19 protein-coding genes and 6 pseudogenes are annotated in these 21578 nt (G+C 69.4%); 10 read left to right on the top strand and 15 right to left on the bottom strand.

Annotated features, from left to right (window positions below; all coding sequences use genetic code 11):
- Positions 1-20: 20 nt before the first annotated feature.
- The 7 genes from ACQEXA_RS60220 to ACQEXA_RS60190 form a co-directional block, all read right to left on the bottom strand.
- Positions 21-908, bottom strand: a complete 888-nt coding sequence (locus ACQEXA_RS60220; protein ID WP_433135192.1) for a type II secretion system F family protein — start codon at positions 906-908, stop codon at positions 21-23.
- Positions 905-1867, bottom strand: coding sequence for a type II secretion system F family protein (locus tag ACQEXA_RS60215; RefSeq protein WP_433135191.1), 963 nt, complete (start codon positions 1865-1867; stop codon positions 905-907). Before ACQEXA_RS60215 ends, ACQEXA_RS60220 begins: the two co-directional genes overlap by 4 nt.
- Positions 1864-3288 (bottom strand): CpaF family protein, encoded by a 1425-nt coding sequence (locus ACQEXA_RS60210; RefSeq protein ID WP_433135529.1) that lies wholly within the window; start codon positions 3286-3288, stop codon positions 1864-1866. Before ACQEXA_RS60210 ends, ACQEXA_RS60215 begins: the two co-directional genes overlap by 4 nt.
- Before the next feature lie 61 nt (positions 3289-3349).
- On the bottom strand, positions 3350-4171 hold the full coding sequence (locus ACQEXA_RS60205; RefSeq protein WP_433135190.1) for a hypothetical protein: 822 nt from the start codon (positions 4169-4171) through the stop codon (positions 3350-3352).
- Entirely contained in the window at positions 4171-4878 is a 708-nt protein-coding gene (locus ACQEXA_RS60200; RefSeq protein WP_433135189.1) for an SAF domain-containing protein, read from the bottom strand. The genes ACQEXA_RS60205 and ACQEXA_RS60200 overlap by 1 nt, the downstream gene beginning before the upstream one ends.
- A gap of 22 nt (positions 4879-4900) precedes the next feature.
- Entirely contained in the window at positions 4901-5767 is an 867-nt protein-coding gene (locus ACQEXA_RS60195; RefSeq protein WP_433135187.1) for an ATP/GTP-binding protein, read from the bottom strand.
- A 113-nt stretch (positions 5768-5880) separates the two neighbouring features.
- Positions 5881-6318 carry a hypothetical protein gene (locus tag ACQEXA_RS60190; RefSeq protein WP_433135186.1) on the bottom strand — a complete coding sequence of 146 codons (438 nt, stop codon included), beginning with the start codon at positions 6316-6318 and terminating at the stop codon, positions 5881-5883.
- A 460-nt stretch (positions 6319-6778) separates the two neighbouring features.
- On the opposite strand from ACQEXA_RS60190, the gene ACQEXA_RS60185 reads away from it, so the two are divergent.
- Entirely contained in the window at positions 6779-7033 is a 255-nt protein-coding gene (locus tag ACQEXA_RS60185) for a hypothetical protein (RefSeq protein ID WP_433135185.1), read from the top strand.
- Between the two features lie 260 nt (positions 7034-7293).
- Here ACQEXA_RS60185 and ACQEXA_RS60180 read toward each other — a convergent pair.
- A pseudogene (locus ACQEXA_RS60180) lies at positions 7294-7584 on the bottom strand (replication-relaxation family protein); the annotation flags it as partial.
- A gap of 134 nt (positions 7585-7718) precedes the next feature.
- On the opposite strand from ACQEXA_RS60180, the gene ACQEXA_RS60175 reads away from it, so the two are divergent.
- Positions 7719-8291: a toll/interleukin-1 receptor domain-containing protein gene (locus tag ACQEXA_RS60175; protein ID WP_432921594.1), complete on the top strand. Its 573-nt coding sequence runs from the start codon at positions 7719-7721 to the stop codon at positions 8289-8291.
- A 52-nt stretch (positions 8292-8343) separates the two neighbouring features.
- Here the strand turns inward: ACQEXA_RS60175 and ACQEXA_RS60170 are convergent, their stop codons facing one another.
- Entirely contained in the window at positions 8344-9189 is an 846-nt protein-coding gene (locus tag ACQEXA_RS60170) for a hypothetical protein (protein WP_433135184.1), read from the bottom strand.
- 96 nt (positions 9190-9285) lie between these two features.
- Here ACQEXA_RS60170 and ACQEXA_RS60165 point away from each other — a divergent pair.
- The 6 genes and pseudogenes from ACQEXA_RS60165 to ACQEXA_RS60140 all read left to right on the top strand — a co-directional run.
- A pseudogene (locus ACQEXA_RS60165) lies at positions 9286-9519 on the top strand (toll/interleukin-1 receptor domain-containing protein); the annotation flags it as partial.
- A 43-nt stretch (positions 9520-9562) separates the two neighbouring features.
- Positions 9563-10190: pseudogene (locus tag ACQEXA_RS60160) on the top strand (transposase); the annotation flags it as partial.
- Positions 10072-11745: a serine/threonine protein kinase gene (locus ACQEXA_RS60155; RefSeq protein WP_433135183.1), complete on the top strand. Its 1674-nt coding sequence runs from the start codon at positions 10072-10074 to the stop codon at positions 11743-11745. The pseudogene ACQEXA_RS60160 and the gene ACQEXA_RS60155, both read left to right, overlap by 119 nt.
- A 123-nt stretch (positions 11746-11868) precedes the next feature.
- Complete coding sequence (locus tag ACQEXA_RS60150) at positions 11869-12120, top strand: toll/interleukin-1 receptor domain-containing protein (RefSeq protein ID WP_433135526.1); 252 nt, start codon at positions 11869-11871, stop codon at positions 12118-12120.
- Complete coding sequence (locus ACQEXA_RS60145; protein ID WP_433135524.1) at positions 12090-13292, top strand: TIR domain-containing protein; 1203 nt, start codon at positions 12090-12092, stop codon at positions 13290-13292. The genes ACQEXA_RS60150 and ACQEXA_RS60145 overlap by 31 nt, the downstream gene beginning before the upstream one ends.
- On the top strand, positions 13280-15076 hold the full coding sequence (locus ACQEXA_RS60140) for an SPFH domain-containing protein (protein WP_433135182.1): 1797 nt from the start codon (positions 13280-13282) through the stop codon (positions 15074-15076). Before ACQEXA_RS60145 ends, ACQEXA_RS60140 begins: the two co-directional genes overlap by 13 nt.
- A 7-nt stretch (positions 15077-15083) precedes the next feature.
- On the opposite strand, the pseudogene ACQEXA_RS60135 reads toward ACQEXA_RS60140, so the two are convergent.
- The 4 genes and pseudogenes from ACQEXA_RS60135 to ACQEXA_RS60120 form a co-directional block, all read right to left on the bottom strand.
- Positions 15084-15464, bottom strand: a pseudogene (locus ACQEXA_RS60135) (hypothetical protein); the annotation flags it as partial.
- Between the two features lie 197 nt (positions 15465-15661).
- On the bottom strand, positions 15662-16780 hold the full coding sequence (locus tag ACQEXA_RS60130; RefSeq protein ID WP_433135181.1) for an AAA family ATPase: 1119 nt from the start codon (positions 16778-16780) through the stop codon (positions 15662-15664).
- Entirely contained in the window at positions 16777-17442 is a 666-nt protein-coding gene (gene pnuC / locus ACQEXA_RS60125) for a nicotinamide riboside transporter PnuC (RefSeq protein WP_433135180.1), read from the bottom strand. Before pnuC ends, ACQEXA_RS60130 begins: the two co-directional genes overlap by 4 nt.
- A 136-nt stretch (positions 17443-17578) precedes the next feature.
- Positions 17579-19120: pseudogene (locus ACQEXA_RS60120) on the bottom strand (IS200/IS605 family accessory protein TnpB-related protein); the annotation flags it as partial.
- A gap of 75 nt (positions 19121-19195) precedes the next feature.
- On the opposite strand from ACQEXA_RS60120, the pseudogene ACQEXA_RS60115 reads away from it, so the two are divergent.
- Together ACQEXA_RS60115 and ACQEXA_RS60110 are read left to right on the top strand one after the other, a co-directional pair.
- Positions 19196-19600, top strand: a pseudogene (locus ACQEXA_RS60115) (helix-turn-helix domain-containing protein); the annotation flags it as partial.
- Entirely contained in the window at positions 19498-20271 is a 774-nt protein-coding gene (locus ACQEXA_RS60110) for an IS630 family transposase (protein WP_432921848.1), read from the top strand. The pseudogene ACQEXA_RS60115 and the gene ACQEXA_RS60110, both read left to right, overlap by 103 nt.
- Before the next feature lie 93 nt (positions 20272-20364).
- Here the strand turns inward: ACQEXA_RS60110 and ACQEXA_RS60105 are convergent, their stop codons facing one another.
- Both ACQEXA_RS60105 and ACQEXA_RS60100 read right to left on the bottom strand, forming a co-directional pair.
- On the bottom strand, positions 20365-20967 hold the full coding sequence (locus ACQEXA_RS60105) for a hypothetical protein (protein ID WP_433135179.1): 603 nt from the start codon (positions 20965-20967) through the stop codon (positions 20365-20367).
- A gap of 157 nt (positions 20968-21124) precedes the next feature.
- The gene (locus ACQEXA_RS60100) at positions 21125-21538 is read right to left on the bottom strand and encodes a hypothetical protein (protein ID WP_433135178.1); all 414 of its coding nucleotides are present in this window, start codon (positions 21536-21538) and stop codon (positions 21125-21127) included.
- Positions 21539-21578 lie beyond the last annotated feature (40 nt).

The raw sequence follows: 21578 nt of genomic DNA, 5'->3' as shown, positions 1-21578 counted from the left end.
GGGTGGGGTCGGTCGGGGTGTCAGACGGTGAGCATGCGGATCACCGCGGGGAACGCCATCAGCAACATCACCAGCACGGCCAGGAGGGCACCGGGGGCGGTCATCTTCTCGCTGGCGGCGTTCGCCTCGGCGGCCTGATCGGCCAGCAACTCGGCGTTCAACGCGGCAGTACGCGCCTTGAGGGCCTTATAGACCGCGGCGCCGTCGGTGGCCGAACCGCGCATGATGTCGGCGACGTCATCCAGGACCGGCAGGTCGTACTCGCTGGCGAGGTCGGCGAGCGCCTGATAGGGTGGGATCTTCTCCAACCGGGCCCGGCGCAGGGCGCCTTGCACCAGCAGAAAGGGCCAGCCGCGGCCCACCTGGGCCGCTTTCTCCAGCGCCTCGGTCGGGCCGGCGTCCGCGGCCCGCTTCAACGCCACCAGGTCGAGGTAGGCCGACAGGGCGTGCGCGAACTCCTTGCGCGCCCGCCGGGCCGCATCGCGCACCGCCAGATCCGGGGTGAGGAACAGCAGCCCCGCAACCACGAGGCCTACGGCGGCGGGCACATACAGGGGCAGCGAGAGGCCGGCGATGATCCACGGGATGGTCACCAGCACAGGGCACAGCAGGCCGAGCGCGGCCAGCGCTACCTTTTTCAGCATGAACTGGCCCGGGCCCTGCCCGAGCAGGGCGAGGTTCGTGACCGGGATGGTGACGCCGGGCAGCCGCTGCAGGCGGGCCAGCAGCCACCGCCCCCATACCTCCTCACGGCCCAGTACCGGCTCGGGCATGCTCAAGCCGCCGGGGGCATGACGTGCAAGAGCGGGCGCCAAGGCGGGCTGCGCACCCAGCAGTACTTCCCGCACCAGCAGCGCGGTGCCCGCACCGACGGTGCCACCGGCGAGCACCATGGGCCACAGATTCACCAGCGTCCTCCGTCCGGCCGGCGGTCCCAGCCGGACCGAGTGGTTGCGGCCTGCCCGCCTGCGGTAGCGGGCGTGCGGACGGTGCTGCGCGCATCGGCGATCAGGAAGCGCGGGATACGGTGGAAGACGCCCAGTTGCCGCATCATCGCCAGCACACCCACGAAGCCGGCCGCAAGGAAACCGAGGACCAGCTGGCCCAGCAGGCTGGAGTAGGGCCGGGTGTAGGAGGGGATGAAGAACCCGGCACTGATCACACCGAGGGTGATGAGGGTCATCCACCGCACCGTGGTGCGCGGCTTGGCCCTATCCGCCTCAATCGAGCGTTTCTTGGCGACCTCCTCGCGCACCGTCTGGGCCAGGTCCTCCAACGCCTGCGCCAGACCCGGGCCGCGATCGCCCGCGGACAGGATCAGCGCCGCGCACACCTTGTCGGCGGTGACATCGTCCAGTTCGTCGGCGAACACGCGCAGCGCCTGCTCCGGCCGCCAGCCCAGCCGCAGCCGGTCGGACAGGCCCCCGACCTGGACGGCGAGCTCGTCCGGTGGCCCCTTCCGGCTGGTGATCATCGCCTGTTCCAGGCCCATGCCCAACCTGAGCAGCCCGGCCAGGCGCTGCGTCCACTCACTCAAGCCCTCCAGCCGGCCGATACGCTCCTGCGCACGGTGGGCCGGGCTGATCAGCCAGGGCACCCCGACCACGGCCGTGCCAAGCAGCACCGCCCCTACGAAGTTCCCCGACACCAGCCACACCGCGCCGAACACCACGACCGCCGAAAGGGCGAGCATCCGCCGCCGCAGCCGGACATCGCCCGCCTGCTCCTGCTCCTGCCCCGCCCAGGCCCTCCACCGCTGCCATCGCGCAGCCCGCCGCGGTGCGGTGGTCCCCACGACCCCCACGACGACGCCGAGCACACCGCCGACCACCGCCATGCCGCCCAACAACGCCACCAGCACCGTCATGTGCTTACCCCCACCTTGAGCGCCAGCGGTTTGGGCCAGGCCCCGTACGGCTGTTGCAGCAGATGGGAGTCGAACCCGACCCGGCGCAGGTCATCGACACACGCCGGGTCCATCCGCGGCACCGCACGCAACTCGCCGAACTCCCGGCCCGGGCAGAAGACTTCGTTCGTGGCGGGCCGACCGCTCTCTCCGATCCCGGTCACCTCCAGGACGTGGGAGACGTAACGGTGGCGGCGGCCACCGATCTGCGTCTCGTCGGTCATGTCGACGTAGACGATGAAGTCCAGACCGTTGGCGCTCTGCCGGTAGGCGAGCTGCTCGGACAGATTCCCCTGGGCGAGCGCATACAGCTCGGCGATCCGGTCGAAGACGGTGTCGGGCCGGCGGGCGTGGATGGTGCACAGGTTGCCGCCCGCCCCGTTCGTCAACGCCTGCATCATGGCCACCACTTCCGGCCCGCGGACCTCGCCGACCACGATCCGCTCCAGCGACATCCGCAAAGCGGGATGCATCAGATCCAGCAGCGTGACCTCACCGGCGCCGCGCCCGGTGGCGTCCTTCTCCCCGTTGGACTCCCGCGCGATCAGGGAGACCACCTGACGGTGGTAGCCGTCCGCGTGGGCGAACAACTCGTCCTCACTCTGCACGGTGGCGAACCGGCACTGCGGGTCGAACTCCTTGAGCATCGCCCGCAGCAGCGTGGTCTTGCCCGCCTTCTGCTTCCCGGCGATCATGATGTTCTTCTCCGCGCGCACGCACGCGCCGAGAAACTCCCTCAGGACCGCATCGATCATTCCCAGCCGCACCAGATCGTCCAGGTCGGCGTCTGCGACGCGGTGGCGGCGAATGACCGCATACGTCATCGGCCCCAGACCCGTTATGGCCTGCAGACGCGAGCCGTCCTTCAGCGACAGCGCCAGGGTCGGGTTCGCGGTGGAGATGGTGCGCTCGCTGTGACCGGAATCCCTCACCAACTCCCGTAACATCTCCAGCAGTTCCTGCTCGGAGTCCGCCACGGGTCCGACCCTTTGGCGCATCCTGTCGCCGTAGTCGAGCCACACCTCATCCGGGCCGTGGATGAGGATGTCCTCCACTCGCTCATCGTCCAGATACGGCTGCAACCGGCCCGCCCGATACAGCAGGTCGTAGACGGCACGCCGCAAAGCGTCGTCCTCCTGCGGGGTGGGGCTCAGCCCGCGCTCGACGCCCTGAGCGTCCGACCACAACGCGACCGCCTCGTTGATCCAGTTCAGGCAGTGCTGCTCTTCGGTGGCGCGGTCCACCCCCGCAGCGGTCTTGAGGAGTTCCTCGCGCTGCCGGGCGACCTGGGTGGCGATGTGCCGGGCGACCTTGTAGTCGACCACGGCCCGCACCGTGTCCGCCGCGGCAGGCTGCCCGCCGGCTGGGGACCCGACCGGCATCCCGCTGGCTTGCCGCGGGCGGCCCGGCGGGGGAGCCACGGTGGGATCGCCGTGCAGCGGCCTACCGCGCATGAGCCACCTCCCCGCCGGTTACGTCGCGCGGTGCGAGGCGGGCCCTGCGCACCGCAGCCCGCTGCGCAAGCAAAGTGCTGCCGGTACGGGCCGCCTTCATCAACGCACTCCTGGTGAAATGGCGCGGCTGCTCGGCACCATCGGACAGCACCCTGGCGTCCTTCGGCGCATACGGCAGCGTCGCCACCACCGGCACCTGCAGCACCCGCTGCACCTCACCCGCCGGATAAGGGCCCTCATCGATCACGAGCAGGCCGACATCGCCCACCCGCTCCTCCAACGCACCCACCCGCGCCTGGGCCGCCTGCAGGCAGCGCAACGTGTTGCGCACCACCACAACCACCGTGTCGGCCTGCTCGACCAGCACAGCGGACGGCCCGAACGCCCCACCGCGCCCCACATCGACCAGCACGTCGTGGCCGTGGTCGGCATCGATACCGCGGAACGCCACCGCCAGCGCCTTCCACACCGGGCCCAGGCTCGCCGCCTGAGCCGGATCGGTGATACCCGGCAGCAGCAGCCGATCCCGCGGGGACTCGTCCCGGCCGTCCTCACCGCTCAAATCGATCAGCTGCCGCCAGAACGCCTCGCCGAACTCACCCTTGCGCGCGGCAACCGACAGATTCCGCAGCCCGTACCGGTCACCGAGCTGGCCCAGCAACAGCCCGTGCGACACCGCGCCGCCGTCCGGATCGCACTCGGCCAAAATCATCTTCCGGCCCGGCTCAAGCGGCCACGCCAGCAGCAGCGCGAGAGCGCTCGTGGTCACCCCCGGCGCACCGCTGCACCCGGCCAGCGCGATCACGCCCATCAGGAGCTGTCCGCAGCGGTAAGGACCAGGCGGAGCGTGCCGGCCGACACCCAGGCGGCCACCGTCGGGCCGTCGTCGGCGGAGGTGGCGACATCGACGACCACAACCCCCGTACCCGGAGCGGCCTGGGAGGCCTTCACCACCCGACCCGCCAACGTCTGCGGTATGACGGCGGACGTTCGTCCCGTGTCCGTCTCGTCCTGGGCAGGCACGTGCACCAGTCGCACCTTCTGCCCCGGCACCAGCGAACTGGCTGGCACCTCCTCCGGCTTCAACCCGATCGGCACCACCTGCTCGCCCGGCCGGACCAGGGAATCCTTCGTCACCTGCGACGGGGCCAACAGCGAACCGGGCGTCAGCTCCACAGCAGCCCGCTTGCCCATTACCGAGTCGAGGTCCTCGGCACGCACGGCCTTCACCGCCGGATCCAAAGCGACCGACGCCCTGCCCAGATCCCGCTCGGTCAGCACCTGGCCGACCTGCACGTCACGGACCACTGTCACCACCTGGGTTCGGTGGCCGACCTGCAGCACAAGGACCGCAACACCCGCGCCCCCGGCGGCGATCAACGCCAGCGACAGAGCGATCACCCCGGGCCGACGCCGGCGGGCCGACACGCGAGGAGGCGGCACCGGGCCGGCCACCTGCCCCTGCGCGGGGATGCCGTGCGTGCTGGCTGTGCTGACGCGTTCTTTCGTCTTGCTCACCGTTGGTTCCTTCCGGCACCTGTTACCGGACGACCTGCAGTTCGCCGATCGCCACCTGCATCTGGGACTGCCGAGATTCGAGAAGCCGGCCGGTTTCTCCACCGCCGCCGGCGACCTGCCAGTCGACCGTCCACGTCGATGTCGCGGTCACGGTGTACGCGCCTGACGGCTGGGAGGCCGACGAGGCCGTATAGGTGTGACCGCACGCCGGCGACTCCTGCCTCCCATACACCGCCGAGTACGGATTGCCAGGTCCATGACAGGTCACAATCGAGCCGTCGCCCATCTTCCAGACGATCTTCGACACCTTCGCCGTCGCGGTAACCGTCACACCGCCCGCCGTAGCAGTCGCCGAGTTCGGACCGTACGTCGTCGGACTCTGGTCCACCAACATCCACATCGGCACACCCACGATGTACTGGCCGGCCGCACGTGGGCTGGCGATGTCCGGACCCGCGAGTTTCATCTCGTCGACGGCTTGTTGGGCGAGTTGCGCGGGGTCGACGGCGGCCGCGGTCGGCGGCTGGGCCATCCACACGTCGCCTTCGGCCAGGACCCCGTTGCCGGGGACGCCGAAGGGACAGCTGCGCTGATAGATCGCCCCGTCGCCTGGTTGGTGTCCCTGCCAGGCGGGGTCGCCGACCGCAGGCTGGGGGTCGGCCTTCTTGTAGTAGCAGCTCCCGGAGAACGAGCCCAGCTCGGCATCCTCGCAGGGTACGTCGTATTCGCTGGCGCCCTTTTCGTCGGGTCCGCCGGCCTTGCTGCCGGCGAAGTAGGCGCTGCAGGTGCGCTTCTTGCCACTGGAGATCCTCGCGGTGCGCTTGCCGCTGCTTGCGCCGGACAGCTTGGCATTGGACCCGCTGGTCCCAACACCGATGCAGACCCTCATGTCGCCGCAGTCGGTGGGCGGGGCGACGGTGGGGTCGCCTCCTGCATGAGCGAGACCAGCTGGGCCCAATGAGAGCGCTAACGCGAGGGCAGGGGTCGCTAATCGGGGACGGGTCAGCATGTGCTCTCCTTGTCCACGTCGTAGTCGACCACCCTCCACTGCCTGCCGATCGTGCGGACGGAACCGGTCACGGTGTAACGCTGGACCTGGTTGGCACTGGTGACGTTCTTCCTGCCCTGCACCGCCTTCCAGCCGCTGGTGTCCAGGCACTCGGTGACGGTGGCTTTATGCGGGGTGGACTCAACGTCGACAGCGGTGACCTTCGCTGTCGACTTCGGCTCTCCTTCGAAGTGGACGCCAGCCTGGCGGTACTGGAACAGCTCGCTCTCGATCTTCGCCAGGGCCTTGTCTGCGGCGTACATCGAGAGCTTGGTGCCGGAAGACCGGTTCTGGTGGTACGCCTTGACCATCTCGGCGTCCATCCCGTGCCAGGCGGCCAGTGCGGCGTTCCGGGCGGCCTGTTTCCTCGCGTCCTGGGTGGCGGACGGCATGACGGCAGCGGATGACGGGGGCTCAGAGTGCTTGTTCGGGGTGCTGCTGCACGCGGACAAAGCCAGCGCGGCGCACAGTCCCGCGGCCGCTGTAGCGGGCGCGTGCCTTCGGATGCGAGTGCGAGTGAACCTTGCTGGGCGGCCTGGCGTTGGTGTCAACTTGTCTCCCCGTGACGATCCCGTGCAATGCGGCCGCTGGCTTGGGCTGCGCAGGTGCGTCGCAGTCCGTTCGCGGCTGGTGGAGCTATAGTTCCGTGTTTGCGATAGTAGAAGGTTACGCATATGCCCGATCGAATTTGACCGAACTTCGCGGTAGCGCTGGTAACTTGGCTCGAATTCAGCCATGGAACCCCTTTGCTTAGGTAAACTTTCAACTTGCTTACAGGGCGTGCCGGGGGTACTGGTCTTCGCCCCCAGCGAGCGGCGTGGGTCTGGAAGGATGGGGGCTATGGCGCGAGAGATGGCTACGTATGACGAGCGGCTGCGGGATCTGAAGGCGGAGGCGTTCCGCACCGGTCGCACCCTGGCGGAGCACGGTGAGCAGCTCCAGCGAATCGGTGAGCAGCAGGCCACGGCATTCGGGAACATCGATTCCCTCGCTGCCGCGATCGGTACTGCAGGGGATCGTACGATCACGCAGCGTCTCGACACTACTGAGCGTGTCTTGTTCGCCCTGGCGCGGGCCCAGGGGATCAACCCCGACGACCTGGACTGACTTCCTCGTCTGCCGTGGCATGGCCGCGTGGTCGAACGGTGTCGTCGCATCATGCCCGGTGCTGTTCTGGATCGACTTCCAGCCCGCAACCGTAGTGTGCCGGGTGACGACGTCGTGATGTGCAGGTTCCACGAATGCTCCGGAAGGGATCTGTGGCCGAGCTGCACCGGCGCCGGGACAACTGTGGTGGTGAGCGCCTCGCGCTCGGAGCCTGATCGACCTCGCCGAGAGACGCGGACGCCAAAGGACGACTCGCACCGTCACAGCCGGGTCCAGGGACACGACTCTCCTCCAGTCAGTGGCGTCCATACGTCTGCGGTGGGTGCATGTGCTTCGAGGTCTTCGAGGATTGCGGCGCCGAGGGGCACGTCGCGGGCGAGGGCGGCGACGAGCGGGTGCTGGGCGTCCATGGCTTGTAGATCACGGATCCGGTGGCGCAGGACGTGTCGGGAGGCGCCCGTCAGCACGAACAGGACCCGGGGGAAGAGGGGATACCAGCGTAGTAGCCAGGCGGCGCCGGATGGCTGGCGGGCGCGCTGGCGGCCGACGGGCTAGGAAGGCCTGGCGTCGACCTGCGTCACGAGGAGCAGGAGGGGTGCCGTCTCCTGGCGGTCCGGTCGGTGGACGTGGAGGGCGAGGAGACAGTCCGTCTGCATTCGGGGGCAATTACCCTAGACTTTGGGTCATGATGGAGGGGGCCAACCTTGCTGTTGCCGTCGTCGGTGTGGTCGCCGCCGTGGCGTCGGCGTACTTCGCCTATGTGCCCGTACGGGACATGGTTCGGCGGCGGCAGGTGCGGGCGCCGCGGCGGCGGCCCCCGGAAGGGCAGCCGCAGAGGCCGTACGACGTCTTCGTGTCGTACGCCGATGCCGAAGCCGGTGCCGCCGAATCGCTGGCCGGCCGGTTGCGGGACGCAGGGTTGTCCGCGTTCCTGGTGAGGTGGGTCGAGCCGGGGCTCATCCCGCTCCTGGAGGCCGAACGGGCGCTCGCCGACGCGACCTTGGGTGTACTGCTGTTCGGCGTGGGCAGCATGGCCGACGCCAGAATCCGGGACGAGTACGCGGCACTGCTCCAGCGCACGTACGACGGCGGTCTGCGTTTCGTGCCCGCGCGTGTCGGTGGCGCCGGTCTCCCTCCGTTCGCCGCCATCCGGCAGCCGGTGGACCTCGGTGGCGGGCCGGGCAGCGAGGGCTACGAGGGTGAAGTCGACCGGCTGGCGCGGATCGCCCTGCGGGAGCGGCGCGAGGCGGGTGCCTGACCTGGTGGTGACCGGGCCGTGGCAGCTGCCGCGCGGTACCGAGGTGCGCGTGCTACGGCGGGGGCGCCGTGGTCGTACCGTGCTGGCCCGCAGCGAGGGCGACAACGGCGGCCTCGTCGCCGTGCGCTACATACCCGCCGCCCTGCTGATCCACCGGCCCCGCGCAGCCGCCTTTCGCGTGGACGCTGCACGGCTGACCGGGTGTCGAGCTGCCTGGGGCGGTACCGCTGCGCCAGTACGTCGAGGCGTCCCGGCTCACGGCGGCGTACGCCAGGTCGGCCGGGGCGGTCGGGGGCGCGCTCGTGGGCGATGCCGTCAATGGGGTGAGCCTGGCGCGGGTGCTGGAGCGGCGCCGTGCGCTGTCCGTGCCGGGCGCGCTCGTCGTCTTCCGGTAGACGCTGCCAGCCTTGGCCGCCGTGTACCGGCGCGGACTCGTCCACGGTGATGTGCGGCCGGCAAGGTGCTTGTCGGCGTCGATGGACGTCCGTTGCTGACCGGGTTGGGACGCGCCGCGCTTACAGCCGGGGCAGCCGAGCTGCGTGCGCCTGGGCTGTGACGCGGCGGCGGGGGTGCGGTGAGCGCAGGCGACGTGTATGCGGCCGCGTGCCTGTTCCAGCTGTGCCTGACCGGGCGACTTCCGTTTCCCGTGCGCGAGTTGTTGAGCCTGATGGCCCGGCACGTCACCGCTGCGGTGCCGCCCCGAGCCGTTGCCCGACCGCTGCGCGCCCCGCTGTGCGTCGGGCTGGCGAAGGGTCCGGTGACGCGTCCGGGCGCCGATGACTTGGCGGCCGAAGTTGAGTGGGCGGCGCGTGCCGAGTGCGGCCCGGACTGGGAGCGGCTCGGGCGGGAGGACTTGCGGGTGCTCGCAGACGATCTCCCCGGACGTTTCTTCGGACATGATCCCGGTCGCCTTCGCAGACATGCCCCCGAATGCCTCCCCGAACCGCTGCCTGCACACTTCCTCTGACCTCAAGCGATCCTCCTTCTTCTCACCGTGCGGTGCCGATTGCGCGAGAGCGGGGCGGAGGCGGGCGTTCCTCCCTTAGCCTGGTCCTCCTCCGAGAGGGTTCCGCCGTTGAACGACGTGTTCGTCTCCTGCGCTACGGAGGACGCCGCTTGGGCCGGACAGCTGGCCCCACAACTCGTCGAGCACGGTCTGTCGCCATGCTCGGCCGAGTGGAGTATCGAGCCCGGTGATGTGGTCAACCTCCGGCCGCAGGAGGCGCTGCGGTCGTCCGCCGACGGAATCGCCACGAGTAGGGGTGGGTGTGATGGCTGCTCGTCGTCCGTGTCCGCCAGCTCCGGGCCCGCTGGAACCGTACGCTGCCCGCTTCGGTGGTCTGTTCGACTCCCTGGCTCGGTGTCGGGGTTTTCTTCAGTATCTGACCGGGTTGCTGGCGCCGCGGGAGCGGAACGAGACCCTGTCGTGTCTGGCTGGGGCTGAACCGGTGATGGGAGCCCGGCATCCCGCGGTGCAGCGGCTGCAGTTCTTCCGCTCCGAATCCCTCTGGGAGCACGTGCGGATCAATGCCCGGCGTCTGCAACGGTTGCTGGGCAATCCGCGCACGGCTGCGCATCCGGGTGGGGTGCTGGGCATCGACGATTCCGGCGATCGCAAGGACGGTCGGGCGACTGCGAACGTGGGCCGTCAGTGGGTGGGCCGGTACGGCAAGACCGACAGTGCCGTGGTCACGGTGACCACGTTGTGGGCGGACGAGAACCTGTACTACCCCTTGGATGCGGTGCGCTGCACACCTGCCCACCACAGCGGATGGCGATGGTGACACGGCCGTGGCGGGTGCCGGGGAGCACCGAAGTGCGGGAACTGCACGACGGGCGGTGCGGGCGGACGGCGCTGGCGCGGGTCCACGGGGAGAGCGGCGGACTTGTGGTCGTGCGGTACGTGCCCGCGGGGCTGCTGATCCATCGACGGCGCGCCGAGGCCTTCCAGACGGACCTCGAGCGGCTGGCCGGGATCGATGTGCCCGAGGTGGTTCGGCTGCGCCGGTACGTCAAGGCGAAGGGGTTCGCTGCCGCGTACAGCCGTTCCGCCTCGGCGGTAGGCGGCGCGCTCGTGAGCGACGCGGTCGAAGGCGTCGCCCTGTCGCGGGTGCTGGAGGTGCATGGGAGGCTGCGCGCTTCGGCGGCGCTGGTGGTGTTCCATCGCATTTTGCGGGCGCTGGCCGCCGCGAGTGACCGCGAGTTGGTCCATGGAGATCTACGACCGGCCAAAGTGCTGATCGACGGTGCCGGAGCGGTGACGGTGTCCGGGTTCGGACTCGCCGCGCTGACCGCAGGGGCGCCCGAAGTGCGTGCGCCGGAGCTGTGGCGCGGAGACGGTGCTGCCACGCCCGCGGCCGACGTGTACGCGGCGGCCTGTGTGTTCCACATGTGCCTGACGGGTGACCTTCCCTTTCCCGTGGTGCAGTTGTTCAGTCTGATGGCACGGCACACCACGGCGCCGGTACCGATGACGGCGGTCCCCGGGCCCCTGCGCCCCCTGCTCGCTGACGGGCTGACGAAGAATCCCGCGCTGCGCCCCGGTGCCAGGACGCTGGCGAGCGCGGTGGAGCGCGTGGCGGTGACGGAGCTCGGACCCCACTGGAAAACGCGCGGCACGGCAGCGCTGAGGAACCTTGCCGCGCCCTTGCTGGAGGAACTGCCCCCGCCTGTGTCGACTCCTCTGGCCGACGCGGAACGCGCAACCCCTTCCCCTACCCGTTCCACTCCTCCGCCCCGGCCCCAGCGCTGGCCTCGCTACCAACCCCAGTCGCGGCCCCAGCGTGGGTCCCAACCCCAGGACCAGCCCCGGCCTCTGTTCCGGCCCCAGTCCGAGCCTCTGTTCCGGCCTCAGCCTCAGCCCCGACCCCAGTACCAACCCCCATCCCAGGCGCGGTCTCAGCTTCCACCCCGGTCCCGGGCGCGGTCTCAGCTTCCACCCCGGTCCCGACCGCCCGCGACCCCGTTCGTCGGGCGGCGCCGAGTGCTGGGGCGGGCGAAGCGCGTCCGTGGACTGGTCGTGGCAGGTGTGGGGGCGGCAGCGATCCTTTACGGAGTTTCGCAGCTGTTCGGCGGCGACGGCGGGCGCTGCGGGATCATGCCGCAGGGCCGCGCTTCGTCCATGGCCTCGGATCCGCCATCGACGGCGCAGGGAGGTGTCTGTCCGGCCGCAGGCGGGCTGTCGCTCTCTCCGTCGAGCGGTGACATCCATACCAGGATCACCGTGAGCGGATCCGGTGTGGTGGCCAACGGGAAGGTCGAAGTGACCTTTTACCTCGATTCGATGGGGTCCGTTCCGACCGACAGCCGCGGTTGCTTCCGGGCGACGTTCGCCATCCCCGACCAGGAGTTCTACGGCTCCTTCCCGGGCAGCCGGTTTGACGTGCGCGTGGCCGAATACAGTTCCGGAGGGGATTACCACGAGCTGTCCAGCAGTTTTCTCATCACTTGCTGATCGCACGGTCGGGTTGATTGTGTGACAACGGGGTGGAATGGCGCATTCCGACCTTACCGTGGTCTCGCTGGAACTGACGGCCCGTGCCACCGCTCACCCTGGAGGTCCGGCAGGTTGAACGATGTGTTCCTCTCCTATGCCGCTGAGGATGCCGCCTGGGCCAGGATGCTGGCCGCACACCTGGCCGGACACGGGGTGTCGCTGTTCTTCGACCAGTGGAGCATCGAACCGGGCGACGTAGTGGTCCACAAGGTGGACGCTGCTCTCCTTACCGCCGCGCACGGCATCGCTGTGATCAGCCCGGCATCGGCACGCTCCCCCGAGCCATGGAGGAGTACGCGGCGTTGGCCACCGCCTCTGCCGGACGTGGACTGAGATTCATACCGGTTCTGCTCGAGCGGGCGCAGCCGCCTGCGTTCGCCGCCAACCGGGTGTGGCGCGACTTCAGCGGGGCGACCGGCCAGGCGTTCCGTGAGAAGGTCGCCGAACTCGCGGCCGTTGTCGCGGGCCGCCCCATCCCCGCGGGCAGTTCGCGGCCCGACGACAATCTCGCGAGCGCCCAACCCGCTGCGCCCAGGCCGGTCACTGCGCCGGAACAGCCCGCCTTCGTGGTGTGTTACGCGCCCGCCGATGCTGCGTACGGCCGGCTGTTGGCCGGACAACTGAGAGCGGAGGGGTTGCGGGTTTGGTCGGTCGGCGACCTGCGCCCGGGGGACGCTCACTTCTGGACGATCCGGCAGCAGCTCCGGTATGCCGTGGCGGTGGTCGTCGTGATGACCCCCGAGTCCCAGGACTCCGACGACATCACCCGCATGATCCTCGAAGGCCAGGTGCATGGCCGCCCGTTCGTCCCCGTCCTGCTGCATGGTGAGGTCAACTACCATCTCGCCGCCACCTGGCACGTGGACGCCCGCGACGGCGGGCTGCTCGATGAGGCGGAACTCGAGCTGTTGCGCAGAATTCACAAGGACGTGGCCGAGGGCCGCCCGGTCCAGCTGCCCGACGCCCGCCCGACGGGTGTCGGCATCCCGGCGCCCCCGGTAGTGCGTGTGTCGGCTTCGGCCGCGCTCGAGCAGCTACGCGCCCATCTCGCCGAGGACGAGTACGAGCACGCCGACCTGCTGACCACGCGGCTGGTCATGGAGGAGGCGGGCCGGCTCACCCAGGGCTGGCTGAGTGAACGCCACGCCACCGCTGTGCCGTTGGAGCTGCTGGCCGGCATCGACGCGGTGCGGGCCGGCCACAGCCACGGGCGGCAGGGATTCCGACGGCAACTGGCACTGGCACCCGCCCCCGGGCGGCGCGGTCCGCGCTTCCCCGACCTAAGTGCCGCGCTGGGCTGGCGTGCCTCGCCGGACGACCCGGTGCCCAGACTGTACAGCGACTTCGTGCGACAAGCCGGGCCAGGCAGGCGGTCCGGCTTCTTCCCGACATTGCGGGACCCGCATCAGCAGAACCATCCCGACTGGTATGACCGTTGGAGCGCGACCGTGCTGGCTGTCCACGCGCGGCTGCGAGAGTGGAAGGCCGCCTCATGGACGTTGTGATACCCCTTGTGGTGCTGGTCGGAGTTGCTGCCTGGGTGGGCTGGGCCGGGCGTGTCGTGGTGCCCTCCGGCCACGTCGGCATCATCACCCGACGATTCGGCCCGACGCACCCGGACCCTGCGTTCAAGCAGATCAACCCGACCGGCGCACGAGGTGTGCTCGCACGCACCCTGCTCCCCAGCGGGTTCCATTGGCTGACCCCGTTCATCCACTCGGTTGAATACGTGCCCCGAGTGCACGTTCCGGTGGGCATGATCGGCCTGGTCTCGGCCACCGAAGGCCGTACCCGGACGGACGGACGCGCGCTCGGCCGTCATGTGGAATGCCGCAGCTTCCAGGACGGCCAGGCGTTCCTCCTCGGCGGCGGCGAGCAGGGCGTCCAGCTGGCCACCCTTGCCGGCGGCCAGTCGTACTACATCAACACCCGGCTGTTCACCGTCCGGATGATGCCGCGTACTTATGTGCCCGCGGGCACGGTCGGCCTGGTCCAGGCGAAAGACGGCACGGTCAGGCAAGCGGACCAGAGATTCGGACGCCATGTGGAGTGCGACAACTTTCAGGACGGCCAGGCGTTCCTGCTCGGCGGTGGTCAGCAGGGAAGACAACTCGCCGTCCTCGGCGGCGGGGCGTACTACGACATCAATCCGGAGCTGTTCGAGGTCGTCACCGTCGACAACGTCGCAGCCTCCCGGGACGGGCTGACCGAGGCCCACCTGAAGGAGGTCTCGATCGAAGAGGGCTATACGGGTGTGGTGGTCACGCTGGACGGGGCCGAGCCCGGACGGGACGCGACTACCACGGTCGCCCCCTGGGTGAACGGGCACCGCAGCTTCCGCCTGCCATGGGTGTTCCTGGCCAACGGAGGCTGCAGAGGTGTGCAGGAGGAGACGCTCGGCGAGGGCACCAGCTACGCGCTCAACCCCTGGTTCGCGCGTGTGATGCTGATCCCGACCCGCGTGCTGATCCTGAAGTGGCACAAGAAGCACACCGATGAGGCCACCAACTACGATGCAGACCTCGGGCAGATCACCGTCAACGTGCAGGGCTACCGCTTGCACGTGGAGATTTCCCAGAACCTGCGGATCCCGCGGAGCATCGCGCCAAGGCTCGTCAGCCAGTTCGGCGGCGTCCGCACACAGGGACTGGGCGGCCTGGTGGACGACCCCGCCCCGATGCAGCGGTTCGTGCGAGACGTCCTTGGCGTCACCGTGGCCGCGTATTTCAGCGAGATCGCCACGACGAGCTCGGTACGCGAGTTCCTCAATCGCTACCACGACACCCGCAAGGACCTCACGGACAAGGTCAAGCACGCTCTGGAAAGGTGGGGCATCGAGGTGCTGGACACCAGGCTGGGCAACTTCATGCCCGACGACCCCTCGTTGCATGCGGCGTTCAAGGAGCAGTTCGCCGCGGAGATGCAGGGCGACAGGCTGGAGGTGGAAGTCGAGAACGCTAAGCTCAAAGACAGGATCGACGAATACGAGGCGCAGAAGGAGTTCCGGCGTGTCGCCCTCGACCTGAAGGCTGAGGTGGCGCTGCTGGGGCCGGAGAACGCCGCGATGATCCGTATCGTCCGCGAGTTCGCGAAGTTTGACGTTCCGGACTACATCGGCGGGGGTGACATCTCTGCATATGTCCAGGCGCTGCCGATGTCCGCCATGCAGGATCTGCTCTCGCGGCTACGGGAGCTGCGCAGCGACCAGCAGATCGGCCCGGGCGCGTCGCGGCCTAAGCTGACCAAGGACACGGACAGTGCCTTTAACGGTGACTCCATGGCGCCCTGAGCCGGACGGCCTCGATCCCGCGGAACGCCACCGCCAGCGCCTTCCACACCGGGCCCAGGCTCGCCGCCTGAGCCGGATCGGTGATATCCGGCAGCAGAAGCCGATCCCGCGGGGACTCGTCCCGGCCGTCCTCACCGCTCAGATCGATCAGCTGCCGCCAGAACGCCTCGCCGAACTCACCCTTGCGCGCGGCAACCGACAGATTCCGCAGCCCGTATCGGTCACCGAGCTGGCCCAGCAACAGTCCGTGCGACACCGCGCCGCCGTCCGGGTCGCACTCGGCAAGGATCATCCGACCCGGCTCAAGCGGCCACGCCAGCAGCAGTGCCAGAGCGCTCGTGGTCACCCCCGGCGCACCGCTGCACCCGGCCAGCGCGATCACAGCCATCAGGACCCGTCCGCAGCGGTAAGGACCAGGCGGAGCGTGCCGGCCGACACCCAGGCGGCCACCGTCGGGCCGTCTTCGGCGGAGGTGGCGACATCGACGACTACAACCCCCGTCTCGGGCAGCTGCGGCGTGGACTCGGGAGGTTCCGAATTCGCTGTTGTGCTGTCGGCATTGTCAATCGCGCTGTGCCGCCGCCCTCAGCCGAGCGGGACGGCCAGCCGCCAGCCCTCTTCAAGCAGCCGGGCGACTGCCTCCAGGGCGAGTCGCAGCCGGGTCGAGCGATCGCCGCGCACCTCCTGCCAGGGCACGCCGCGACCGGACAGCACCTTGCGGAACCGCTCGGTCATCCAGGGCCGCAACTCCTCGCCGTCGCGCAGGCCGTCCTCGTGGAACGGCACATCCTCATGGCCGGTGAGCAGATACAGCGCCCTGGGCGGCATAGCGTTGGCGAGGATGTGCACCGCCTCGGTGGTCCGGCCGACGTACCGCTCCTGCCAGACGGTGGTGGCCAGCGCGTCGGTGTCGCACACCAGCACAGGCCCGCCCGTTCGGGCCGCGCGTTCCTCCTCCGCCGATTGGCGGGCGGCGACGGCCTCGAAGTCGGCGTCGCTCCACTCCAGGTCGAAAACAGTGGGCTCCGGAAAGCCACGGCGAGCGGCCAGCGCACGGGCCACCGCGAGCTTGGCGACGGTCAATTCGCGCCCGTACTCGGGAACCCACCGGGTGAGCGAATGCGGACCGCCACGGATACGCAGTGCCTCCGCCAGGTCGCGGGAGAGCGTGGTGGTGCCGGTGGACTCGGCGCCGAGCACCACCACCCGCCGGGCGAACCAGGCCCGCACCGGCGGCTCCAGTGCGTCCCAGCGGCCCACCGGGTCGCTGCGGACCGCGGTACCGGAGACCGCGAAAGTCTCTCGTGCAGCGTCCAGGCGGACGTCCGCCGCGCTGAACCGGCGCGCCAGTTCAGCGCCGTACGGCTCTGACGTGAACACCGCGTCCACCGGGACGGCCGCATGCGCTCCGGCGGCCACCGCCTCACGCATCAGGGCGACGTGCCCTGCCCAGACGCTGTCGCTGCTGTAGTCCACCGGGAGGTTGTCGACGACGCCGGCGATGGCTACCTGGAGTCGGTCCGCGTACGCCTCGCGCAGCCAGCCGACCCGGTTGGCCAGCGGTATCGACTCCACGTCGGCTGCCATCACCACGACCGTGACGCGACGGCAGCTGTCCGCAGCAGTGCGCACCAGGAAGTGGTGACCTGCGTGAGGGGGGTAAAACTTGCCGATGACCAGTCCGTGGTCGAAGGGGGCCGTCATGCGCGCACCAGCTCCGCTGCAGCGGTCGACCGGCCGGCGGCCAGCTCCCGGTGCCAGCTGCGCAGTCCGAGCAGGCACATCGTCAGGAAGAGCACGTAGACGATGCCAGTCAGGTAAAGCACCTTGGCGAAGTACAGCGGGATGTAGACCACGTCCGCGGCGATCCAGAAGTACCAGTTCTCGTAGGACTTGGTGTTCAGCAGCCACTGGGCGGCCAGCGACAGTGCGGTGGTGAGGGCGTCCCAGAACGGTGCGATGTCCTGGGCGCGGGTCAACACTACGGTCAGTCCCCAGGTCGCGGGTACGGCGAGCAGCAGCAAGACGACGACGGAGCGCGCGGAGGCGTGGCCCATCAGGCGGGCGGAGCGACGCTCGCCGCCGCGCAGCCAGGTCCACCAGCCGACGGCGGCCAGCATCAGGTACACGACCTGCAGCATGGCGTCGGCGTACAGCTGGACGCTCCAGAACAGAACCAGGAAGAACAGGTTATTGGCGATGCCGACGGGAAAGTTGGCGATCCTCGCCCTGACGGTCAGCCAGACGCAGGCCGCGCCCGTGGCGAAGCCGAGCAGCTCCGCCCAGGTCACCGCATCGCGGCCGAAGTCGAACAGCACGGTGTTCAGGGGCGCGACGATATCGCCCAGGACGTCGCTGACAGCCATACAGAGCTCCTTGCCCAATAAATGTCTGCATGACGATAAATGGTGGGGCCGTCGCGTGCCAAGACCCCTCCGACGGGTCCACTCACCACCTGGAAGCCTGATGCTGAAGCCGCCGCGTCAGTGGTCGAGACCGTTCCTAAGGACTGAGCATGGGTTGCACAGGCTCAGTCGGACGCTCCGAACGGTGTTGGGCGTCCTGGTCTCCCGCGTTCGCGCCGCGTCTGGTCCCAGTGGATCGTGTCCGTGGTCCGGGGATGCGGGGGCGGGTTCCCTCACGCCCTGGGGTGCCGTGTCCGGCCTGGGCGGTCCGATGCTGCTGTCCATCGCTCTGGTGGGCAGGAGGCGGTGCCGTCCGTCGCCGGATGCGGTGCCCGAGGGCGCGCCTGCCGATCGCGATGCTTGCGGCATCGTGACGGCTGGTTTTCCTGGTCGCGTGGGTGAGGGGTTTTTGCCAGTGCTGGGCGCCCCACCTGCTGGTGTAGGCGGGGTCCACGGCGACAATCGTGATGCCGAGTTCGGCCGCCATGTTGACGAGCCGGGCCCGCAGCTTGGATACGGGCATGCCGGAGATCACCTGCCTGAACCGCTTCTGGCGGCCGTGTTTCTCCCGGGTCGTCTCCGCGCTGAAGTCGAGGTCTTCGACCGCGATCGACAGGCCGTGGCGTTGGGCCCAGTGCAGGAGCCGGATCAGTGCATGCCGTACCTGGGCGTCACGATGGTTTGCGGTGCCGGACAGGTCGTAGAAGAACCGGCGCGGCTTGCCGCATGGGTTGCCGTGCTCGTCCAGCCGCCAGGCGGCGAGATGGTCGGCGTTCGTGTCCACGCCGATCAAGCCGCCCTTGCGGGCGTGGGACAGCGGGGTGGTCTTGACTGGTGGGATGGTCCAGGAGGCGGTGAGGTACCAGCGGGCGCGGTCTGTGTCGTAGTGGATGCGGTAGGCCACGGCCCGGTTCGTGGTGATGCGGTCGGCCCACTCGTCGCTGCGGTGGTGGAAGACCACAGCGCCGGTGAACACATACCGGCCATGCGGGGCGTTGGCCAGGTGGGCGAGCGGAGCAGGCAACTTGAGGGACACTTCGCCCTCGGGCGTGACGCGGATCGTCTCATTGCCGAACCGCTTGCCCGATTCCCCGTCCGCTTGCAGAAACCAGCGCGATGCTTCCCAGCGTTGCCGCCACTGGGCCTGCGTGAGCTGGGCGGCCTTGAGGTGGTGCCGGTTGCGTGCGAGCCGCTTCCCGCCGCGCACCACCCGGACCCGGCCCACAGCGCGGTCGGCCTGCTCGGCACGCAGCCGGTCTTCAAGGACCCGCAGGCGCCGGGACTTGACGAACCACTCTCGTGCGCTGCGGTAGCCGCCCGGCGCCCGCCTGCTTCCCTTCTCGCCGATCGGCAGGGACAGGCGGTTCGCGACCGTCCGCACGCCCGCCTCAAGACTTTGAATGTGCGCGAGTTGGGCACGCCGCGCAAGCGCCCACTGATCGTGCGTGGCCTTGGTGATGCTCCCGGCCCAACGCGACGAAGACTCCCCCGTCAGGGCCCGCTTGCGCTCCGCCCACGTATGAGTGGAGTGCTCCAGACCGTCGGCGCACCGGCGTTTGAGGTCCCTTGCGGCCAGCGAGCCAAGGTGCGCGCCCACCAGGCGCAACACCTCCTCGTCCTCGGCGCTCAGGTGCTTTACTGATTTCGGCGTTTTGAGGTCAGGCTGGGGCTGGTCCTGTTGGCGTCCTCCGGATGCGGCGGTAGACCGGGAGGTATGAGGTACGCAGACGGTGGCGGGATGAACGCCAAAGAGCGTGCACGGCGTGAGGCAGTACGCCTGCGGGCGTCCGAGCTGTTCGCGGCCGGGGCCGGCGTCCCGGAGGTGGCCCGGCAGCTGCGGGTGTCGCCGAAGTCGGTCTACCAGTGGCGGCGGAACTGGGCCGCCAGCGGCCCGGCGGCCCTGGCCTCCACCGGGCCGGGCGGGCAGCGGTGCAAACTCGGCCCGGCCCTGCGCGGGAAGCTGGCCGCCATGCTGGAGCAGGGCCCGGCCGCGCACGGCTGGGATGAGGACCAGGTGTGGACCGGTGCCCGGGTGGCGACCCTGATCGGCCGGAAGTTCCACGTCTCTTACAGCGTCTCGGGGGCGACCCGGCTGATGCGCCGACTCGGCTTCACCCCGCAGAAGCCCGCCCGGCGGGCTGCCGAGCGCGACGAGGCAGCGGTGACCGCCTGGAAGGAAGGCGCCTGGCCGGAGGTAAAAGGACACAGGCGGCCACCGGCGGCTGGATCTGCTTCGAGGACGAGGCCGGTCAGCGTCAGCGGCCGCCCACCGGGCGCACCTGGGGCCGGCGGGGCCGCACCCCGGTGGTGACGGTGTCCGGCCGCCGGTCGGGCCGCATCTCCATCGCGGGCCTGATCGCACTGCGGCCCGGTTCCCGGACCCGACTGTGCTACCGGATCCGCGTCCATCACGGCCGCAGGGGCGAGCGGCGCAGCCTGTCGGAGACCGACTACATGCGGCTGGTCGATGGCGCCCACCAACTGCTGCGGGCGCCGATCGTGCTGGTCTGGGACCGGCTCAGCACCCATGTCTCGAAGGCGATGCAGCAACTGGTGGCCGCCCGCCCGTGGCTGACCGTCTTCTTCCTGCCCACGTACGCACCGGAGTTGAACCCGGTAGAGGGTGTGTGGTCGCAGTGCAAGCGCAGTCTGGCCAACCTCGCCGCCGGTACGGTCGACCGGCTGGAATCCCTGGTCCGCAATCGGCTCAAGAGCCTGCAGTACCGCCCCGCAACACTCAACGGCTTCATGACCGAGACCGGACTCCAACTCGACTCACCACCGCCCTGACCTCAAAACGCCGAAGTCAGTAGACGGGTCCGGATCGCCACGCCAGACGGGCCGAAGGCCACGAAGGGAGCAGCGATCGTGCGCAGCGACTCATCACGCATCGATGTACCCCCTCCCCAACGCTTGATCAGCAATAGGTAGAACGGTACGGGCCGGCACTGACAGTGCCCGCCACGCGACGTGCGCGCGCCGCAACACCACGAACCAGTACATGCTCGTGCACACCCACACACGCTCCTGCACATCCGAAAATGAACAGCTCCCAACCCTCACCTCCTGCGAACCGCTCCAGCAGGTCCACTGCTGCAGGCCAGTCCGCACCCGGTGCAGGATCCCGTTGCCTCTCGTCTTTGGAGGAGACACACGCGGTAGCGCCGGGCAGACCGATTTCGGCGAGCCAGGCGAGCATCTGGCGGCCAGGGCGAGGGCGGCGCCGAGCGTGAGACGGGTCTTGCCGGTCCCGGGCGGGCCGTGCAGGATCACCTGACCCTTGCAGGCCAGCGCGTCCAGGACGGTATGCACGTCCTCGGGGAGCACGACCGGCGCGCCGTCGTGCGCCTGGCGTGCACTGGGGGCGGAGTCGCCGTCGTGCGTGGTGAACTTGGCGAACAGGGCCGGGTCGACTTTGGCGAAGGTGGACCGCCAGCCGTGCTGGGGACTCGCCAGCTTCTGTGCGTGCGAGACGTCCCAGGTCACCGGGACGACGTGCTGGAACTCCGGGCGCTCCGGGTCGAAGCGGTAGCTCCCGTCGACCGTGCCGGTGGCCTGGCCAGGACCTCGTCGACCCCGCGGTTCGCCACGAGCCGGTCGCCCGCCTCCAGGTCACGGAAGGCCGGCAGTCGACGGGCGAGGGTCAGACTTCCCCCCCACTGCTCCGGGGCCGGTGCGCGTCCAGGGCCTGCTTCAGTTCGGTGTCGTTCTGGTACTGGCCGAGGTCACCCGGCTCGTCCCACCCGATGCAGATGAACCCGCCGTCCCGGCACTCCTCCCGCATCCGGTCGCGTTCACCGGGGGCGATCTTCCAGATCGTGCGCTGTCGGGAACGCGGATCGAAGTGCGCGTACAGGAAGTGCATCACCTCCTGTTCCGTCCCGTTCCGGAACTCCTCGTGGGACCGCACGAGTTCCAGGAGTCGGCGGTTGTTGCGCCAAGCGGGTGCGTCGGTCTCTGCCTCTCCGCCCAGCAGGGTGACGAACCTGCGTAGATGCTCCGCGGCGTAGATGGGTAGGAAGTGCTCGGGGAAGTAGGTCGCGAGGGACTTCGTCACCAACGTCGGCCCAAATCACAGTGGTTCGAGATCGTCCACG

Source organism: Streptomyces sp. CA-106110 (assembly GCF_050936285.1).
In the GTDB taxonomy this organism is placed as follows: Bacteria; Actinomycetota; Actinomycetes; order Streptomycetales; family Streptomycetaceae; genus Streptomyces.
This window is presented reverse-complemented; position numbering and strand designations above follow the sequence as displayed.